The sequence below is a fragment of the Paenibacillus sp. P4_E11 genome (assembly GCF_056401635.1).
In genome coordinates, this window is the sequence record NZ_JBFUIX010000257.1 from 1 (window position 1) to 3,437 (window position 3,437).

The window sequence follows — 3,437 nt, forward strand, 5'->3', positions numbered from 1 at the left end:
CGTTTGCCGTTCAAAGTCTGAAGCCGTCGCTTCAGCTTGTCGATACAATACATATGCATAGCCTGATTCGACTCGACAGCGGCCTTTACCAGGGTTAGCTCGCTGCCGTATTGGCGGCTTGTGGCGAGCAGTTCAGACGTATCTTTGGGCAAGCAGCTGCCGCTCCATCCGCTGGAAACTTGCAAAAACTTTTCCCCGATTCTCGAATCAAGCCCCATGCCCCGGGCTACATCCGGAGCATGAGCACCCAAAGCCTCGCACAATCTGGCGATTTCATTTATATAGCTGATCTTTACCGCAAGAAAGGCGTTGGAAGCGTATTTGATCATCTCAGCGCTCTTGGTATCGGTCTCCATGTATACAGGTTCAGGACTATTCATGTTCCGGCTTAAGAAAGACGATTCACTCAGGAACGATTCATAACCGACTCGATCCCTGATAGGAGAATAGAGTTGCCTCAACATCTGAAGGGCGACTCTGTGACCTGTGCCAATCACGATTCGATCCGGGAAGAACACGTCCTCCAGGGCATATCCTTCTCTTAGAAACTCGGGATTACTCACCACAGTGAACCCCGTTTCCGCTTGAATGCCCGATTTTTCTTCTATGATATGGGAGACAAGTGCTGCTGTGCCGACTGGTACAGTAGACTTGTCTACGATTACGATGAACCGGTCGGGGGGCAAATGCCTTCCGATACTTTCCGCTGCCATTCGGATATACCGCAAATCAGCCGTTCCGTCGCTCCGGGAGGGCGTACCTACGCCGATAAACACGACATCCGCGTCTTTCACCGCCTCGTACGAGGTTGTAGCATGGAACAATTCAGGCTTGGCCCGGAGCAGAAGCTCCTCCAAGCCGGGTTCGAATATAGGCGACTTCCGTGAAAGGAGCAGTCCAACCTTATGCGGATCCGAATCTACAATTGTCGTCTTGTGCCCAACAGCAGTGAAGGCGGCTCCCATCACGGTTCCCACATAACCAGAACCGATGCAGACGATGTTCATATCGACATTCCGCCTTTTCGTTGTTGCCGATAATTATCTATCGTGCGTCGGAGTCCCTCTTCCAGTGAAATCGCGGGCATCCATCCCAGCTTAACGGCTTTGTCTATGACAGGCCGCCGTTGTTTAGGGTCGTCCTGCGGAAGCGGGTGAAATGTAATTTGACTTGTTGAGCGGGTCATGGACACAATCAATCGGGCGAGCTCAATAATCGTGTGTTCTTCCGGGTTGCCGATATTGACCACTTGTCCGACGGTATCAACGTGTTCCATCAGCATCCTCAACCCGCGAACGGTGTCATCCACATAACAAAAAGACCTTTTCTGGGAACCGTCTCCGTAAACGGTCAGATTGTCGCCGGACAAAGCCTGGTTCACAAAGTTCGAAATGACCCTTCCGTCGTCATTACGAAGACCGGCCGAATACGTGTTGAAAATGCGCGCCACGCGAACCTTCCCTTTATATCGATGCGCGTACTCATAACAGAACACTTCCCCAAGCCGCTTCGACTCATCATAGCAAGCCCGAGGCCCCCATGTATGGACATTTCCCCAGTATTCCTCGCTTTGCGGGTGCTGGGTAGGATCACCGTAAACTTCGCTAGTGCTGGAATACAGCAAGTTTGCATCATGGACCAAGGCTAGATCGAGCATATGCTTTGTACCGGTTGTATTGGCGGCGATCGTTTCCAGGGGTGCCTGCTGATAAAACTTCGGGGAAGCGGGAGAGGCCAAATGATAAATCTCATCCAAATTCTTCAAGTGAGGAATACGCAGGACTTCGGGGGAGGAGACATCGAATGGGATGAAACGGAACTTTCCGCCATTCAGCCATCGCTCAACATGATTCAAGCTTCCTGTGGAGAGATTGTCGATGCCAATTACCTGATGTCCGGCGGATAATAACTCTTTTGCCAAATGCGAGCCCAAGAAACCGGCAACACCGGTGATTAGAATGTTCTTCACGGGCAAGATCAACCTCCTAGGATGTATGGTATGTACATCATCGTATGGTCGTGTGGGACGAAGTGTATGTGCGAATTTCCTATGCAGTTAGAATAAATGTATGGTGATATCCTTCACCGGCAAGTGGGTGGCAACATATCATATCGGGAACATGTAATCTAAGGAATCACGAAATGTTCAAAAGGAGGACCTCATGCAGGAGCGGTTAACGTCGATCATTGGTAATATGGCCAAATCGAAGTACGAAATGGCAAGAATTCTGGAAGCCAAGAGGCACTCCATCATTAATACGGCTCAACTCATAACTTCGATTCCAAGTCAGGATTTGACTTTCCCGGGTGTTCGGGCTACGACAAAAAATGCGATGGTGGTTACAAAAAGCATTACTTCCTACCTGGTCAGTTTAGCTGAATTGGAGGATGCGATAGCTGACAATCTGGAACTCGTTGTCAATGAACTTGGCGGCAGCGAGGACGAGGAATAAGGATCGATACCGGTTGGAAACAGAGCGGGAAGGGGAGTGTAAGAACAAATGAGCCGTGCACAGTCTTTCATGGATATATTGGCTGCCTCTGCGAGCATGCATTATAATATTTCTTTAATTCTTGAAGCGAAGGCAGGAGAAGCGGAGAAGTCGCGGGATTGGATTCTGAATCATTTGAAATTTTCTGCATTCGACGATCATGACGAGCAACTGACCCAGCCGCTTGAAATGCACGAGCAATTCGTCGAACTGCTTGACGGGCTTACGAAACTGGAAAGCGCATTGGCTAAAAATATGAGAATTGTACTGAACAAGGGGGATAGCAGCTCCGGTGGGTTTGACTCTACGGGCGGTGGTATGGGCGGATTTTTCGGGGCAGGGGGATAATTAATTTTATGGGATGGATGGAAAAGCGTAATGAATTGAAAATGGACATTCTGGACTCGCTGGCGAAAAGCCAGCGAGCCATGGCGCGCATGATGGAAAGCATTGCTGATGTGACCAGCGCTTCTGAAGAAACCGCTCGGGCCATTCAGGACAATCTGAAATTAATAACAGACTATCAAAGGATCGTGATGGTGAAGATGGTGGGGATCGTTCCTGCTGATACACACGCATCCTGTCCATCCAAACCCTGGACAAACACAAAGCTGAGAGTCACCCCCGGATCCTCGAGGGAACGTTCCATTTCCGAGCATCATTTCTCTGAGAGACACAGTCAATCTTAATCTATCTGTGTTATAATGGGGGGCGATTATGAAGTAGCAAGACAGACGGAGACGGAGGGATTGCGTATGAAATGGGAAGCAGAATTAGTCGTAGACGCCAAGTCGCAATTAGGTGAAGGGCCTCATTGGGATGACCGTATTGAATCACTGATCTGGGTAGATATTGTCGCTAACAAGTTGAACCAATATCGACCGGCCGATGGAACCCGGGAAGAGGTTGAGTTCCTGGAATATGTAACCGCTGCCGTCCCAACCA

Annotated in this window: 6 protein-coding genes; 4 read left to right on the forward strand and 2 right to left on the reverse strand. The window is 49.5% G+C overall.

The genetic code is table 11. From position 1 onward, the window contains the following. Both AC1DWB_RS32380 and AC1DWB_RS32385 read right to left on the reverse strand, forming a co-directional pair. On the reverse strand, positions 1-1,007 hold a 1,007-nt coding region (locus AC1DWB_RS32380; RefSeq protein ID WP_477545212.1), incomplete at its 3' end, for a UDP-glucose dehydrogenase family protein. After that, on the reverse strand, positions 1,004-1,969 hold the full coding sequence (locus AC1DWB_RS32385) for an NAD-dependent epimerase/dehydratase family protein (RefSeq protein WP_477545213.1): 966 nt from the start codon (positions 1,967-1,969) through the stop codon (positions 1,004-1,006). The genes AC1DWB_RS32385 and AC1DWB_RS32380, both read right to left, overlap by 4 nt. A 193-nt stretch (positions 1,970-2,162) precedes the next feature. On the opposite strand from AC1DWB_RS32385, the gene AC1DWB_RS32390 reads away from it, so the two are divergent. From AC1DWB_RS32390 to AC1DWB_RS32405, 4 genes are all read left to right on the forward strand, one after another. Then, positions 2,163-2,453, forward strand: a complete 291-nt coding sequence (locus AC1DWB_RS32390; protein WP_477545214.1) for a hypothetical protein — start codon at positions 2,163-2,165, stop codon at positions 2,451-2,453. Positions 2,454-2,501: 48 nt separating this feature from the next. Then, a complete protein-coding gene (locus AC1DWB_RS32395) occupies positions 2,502-2,840 on the forward strand; it encodes an alpha-helical endospore appendage domain-containing protein (protein WP_477545215.1) in 339 nt (112 codons plus the stop codon). 8 nt (positions 2,841-2,848) lie between these two features. Beyond that, the gene (locus AC1DWB_RS32400; protein WP_477545216.1) at positions 2,849-3,181 is read left to right on the forward strand and encodes a hypothetical protein; all 333 of its coding nucleotides are present in this window, start codon (positions 2,849-2,851) and stop codon (positions 3,179-3,181) included. 66 nt (positions 3,182-3,247) lie between these two features. After that, the coding region (locus tag AC1DWB_RS32405; RefSeq protein ID WP_477545217.1) for an SMP-30/gluconolactonase/LRE family protein at positions 3,248-3,437 on the forward strand (190 nt) is incomplete at its 3' end.